The sequence below is a fragment of the Thermococcus sp. genome (genome assembly GCF_027012695.1).
Taxonomy (GTDB): Archaea; Methanobacteriota_B; Thermococci; order Thermococcales; family Thermococcaceae; genus Thermococcus.
In genome coordinates, this window is the sequence record NZ_JALUYR010000060.1 from 1 (window position 1) to 2,485 (window position 2,485).

4 protein-coding genes are annotated in these 2,485 nt (G+C 44.9%); all 4 read right to left on the reverse strand.

Annotated features, from left to right (window positions below):
• On the reverse strand, window positions 1-564 hold a 564-nt coding region (locus tag MV985_RS05250), incomplete at its 3' end, for a hypothetical protein (protein ID WP_297463968.1).
• A gap of 189 nt (window positions 565-753) precedes the next feature.
• Entirely contained in the window at window positions 754-1,221 is a 468-nt protein-coding gene (locus tag MV985_RS05255; RefSeq protein ID WP_297463971.1) for a hypothetical protein, read from the reverse strand.
• Window positions 1,218-1,574 (reverse strand): hypothetical protein, encoded by a 357-nt coding sequence (locus tag MV985_RS05260; RefSeq protein WP_297463974.1) that lies wholly within the window; start codon window positions 1,572-1,574, stop codon window positions 1,218-1,220. The genes MV985_RS05255 and MV985_RS05260 overlap by 4 nt, the downstream gene beginning before the upstream one ends.
• Window positions 1,575-1,585: 11 nt before the next feature.
• Window positions 1,586-2,269 carry a hypothetical protein gene (locus MV985_RS05265; protein WP_297463979.1) on the reverse strand — a complete coding sequence of 228 codons (684 nt, stop codon included), beginning with the start codon at window positions 2,267-2,269 and terminating at the stop codon, window positions 1,586-1,588.
• Window positions 2,270-2,485: the final 216 nt, after the last annotated feature.

The following is a 2,485-nucleotide window of genomic DNA, read 5'->3' on the forward strand; positions in this document are numbered from 1 at the left end:
TAGAATGTCCACGTAGAGGTTCGTTAAGATACTGGCTAACTCGGAAGTCCCTCCCTTTTCCATTTCCCTCAATGCTATTGAGACCATTGTCCAGCCAAGGGCTGAGGTGGAAATAATTAGAGAGAGGGTGGCTATAAGTAGTATTTTCTGACTTTTCATCTTATTCCCCTTTTTTGGTGCTGCCTCCCATGAGAACGTCCAGATGACTAAATAATACCACAGCACAAAGAACAGCGTTGTCAGGAGGTAGCTCCGTAGAAGAGAGACGAGAGGAAACAGAAGCATTCCGATCACAGTCAGTACCCAGCCGTAGCGGTAGGGAGAGGCCTTTCCGCCGGTGCTCTTTCTCATGGCGGTTGCCACGATTACCGCGAGGATTCCCACTAGAATGGCCTTAGGGGACAGTATCAGATCAAAAAACTCACGGGGGTCAATCACAATACCGCTCGATATTGCCCACATGGTTATCAGGTACATCCAAAAAAGAAGAACGAAGCAGGAGAGGGCTTCCTTCCCTATTTTCTCAATGCCCTCTTCATGGGGTACGAGTTTGATCCAGTCCATTCGTGGGCCCTCCTATACTTGTGGGACATATCCCGTTCCAGCATGTGGAAGGTTTCCACTTGGATATAAAGTTAGGGTTTCTGTTTTTGTTTTGTTCCATGACCCATCAAACCTCTGAAATACAAACAGGTCTGCTGGAGCATAATATAATGCGAATGATAAGATTACCCCCTCCTCCCATATAAAAATCTAAAGGGGTATCGGGATAAGGATCAAAAATATCAGAATCCCTCCCAAAGTGTAGAGTATGTAGGATTTCTTTTTGACGTTTAATTCCCTACTTAATAACATTAGAGCTACAATTAATCCCAATACTAGAGCCATTTGTTCCATGATGAGTCTAAATGGGATCCAGTTATTGTAAAAGACTCTCAGCACAAATCCTGTGACTCCAGCTAGCGCTAGTGGTACAGTTGATCTCAAGTAGGCATTTAGACTCGGCAGGGTCCTTAAAATCACTCTAAGCATCCCCAGGAAAAGTGCAGACTGAATGACAAACCGCAGTCCTGACACCAACACAGCCAGCCAAATTCGCGAAAGCTCACCATTCAGAACAATAATCATCCAGTAGAAACCCACAATCTGATAGGAGTAAATAATAATGCCCCACAAGAACAGGGAGAGGAACCAAATAAACAGTTTACTGACAATCCTCATAGATGTCCCCCCGATTTTTGTGGTCTCCCGAACTTTGCCCTTAATATCCCAATCACAGCAGCCCCGAATAGTATCACAGGAACCCACAGCTTCATGCCAATAAGCACGGAGGTTATCCCTTTTGAAGAAGTCCACCAAGTTAGAAACGTGTCCCCTAGCAGGAAATATCCAAAAAGTGCGCCGACTGCTCCCCCAAGCAAAAAGAGCATGCTCGTCTTCAAAGTTGAGTAGTATATAAACTTGTTTTTATTGGCATATACCGCAATCCCAACAAGCAAAGCAGTCCAAGGACTCATGGCAGCCAGCATCCCCGCTAAAAAAGATAAAAGGGAATGCTTTGTATCAGTGTCCATTTTCGTCCCCCCTAGACCTCTTCGAATATAAGTGCATCTATGTTCGCTCCTGAAAGGAGAAGTGCAATTGCAGAGCTAAGTGCATCCGAACTGCCTGTTGAGATGAACTTTAGTAACTGCTTGCCGCCTTCCCTGATGGCTCCTGTAACTCCAATAGCACCAAGAAACTCCGAAAACCATGGCCAGCTCGTGAATCCAATTGTGATTATACCATGTTTGCCATATCCCGCGTTAAATTTGACCCCAAGTGTCCACCATCCCCCAATGCTAATCCACTCTGAGTATTCTGCAACCACAACCTTAAAACGATGCCCCAATACGGAATGGGTATTTATAGAGTCAAGCTTAAACTTGTGTCCATGGAATGAACCAGTAGTCATATCAGGCATAATGACTGCTGTAGTGTATCCTCCGAGGGGTATCCATTTCAATACTGAGACATCTAAGTATCCCCTTCCATTGTGTTTAACCTTGTAGTACCACGCGTACCCTGCTCCGGTTCCGATGTACTGACGATGTTTTTCTATAATCGCTCCACTCGCGCTGTCAAGACGAGTCATGACGACACTTCCAAGCCCAATTTGGTTCTGTGGTTTTACAGGATCTTCCTGAACTGGTGCCGCTGCCGCGCTCCCAACCGTCACCCCAACCATCAGCAGTCCGAGCAGGACTGCTAGCAAAGGCTTCCACTTCACAAGGTTCACCTCTTTGAGGTTTTTGCATTATGCTCTAATCAACTTATCCTTATAAGTCTTTCCTTTTACTTAAAGTAAGAATTCTTCCTTTTTTTTTCGAGTATAAATTCGTTCCGAGTTGTGTTTTCCTCTTAGAATGAATCAAAAGAAGGCCAGGTAAAAGAGTTGCATGACCATGCATCTGGGATTCAAACGTCCTTAGACTCGGCAAAGAAA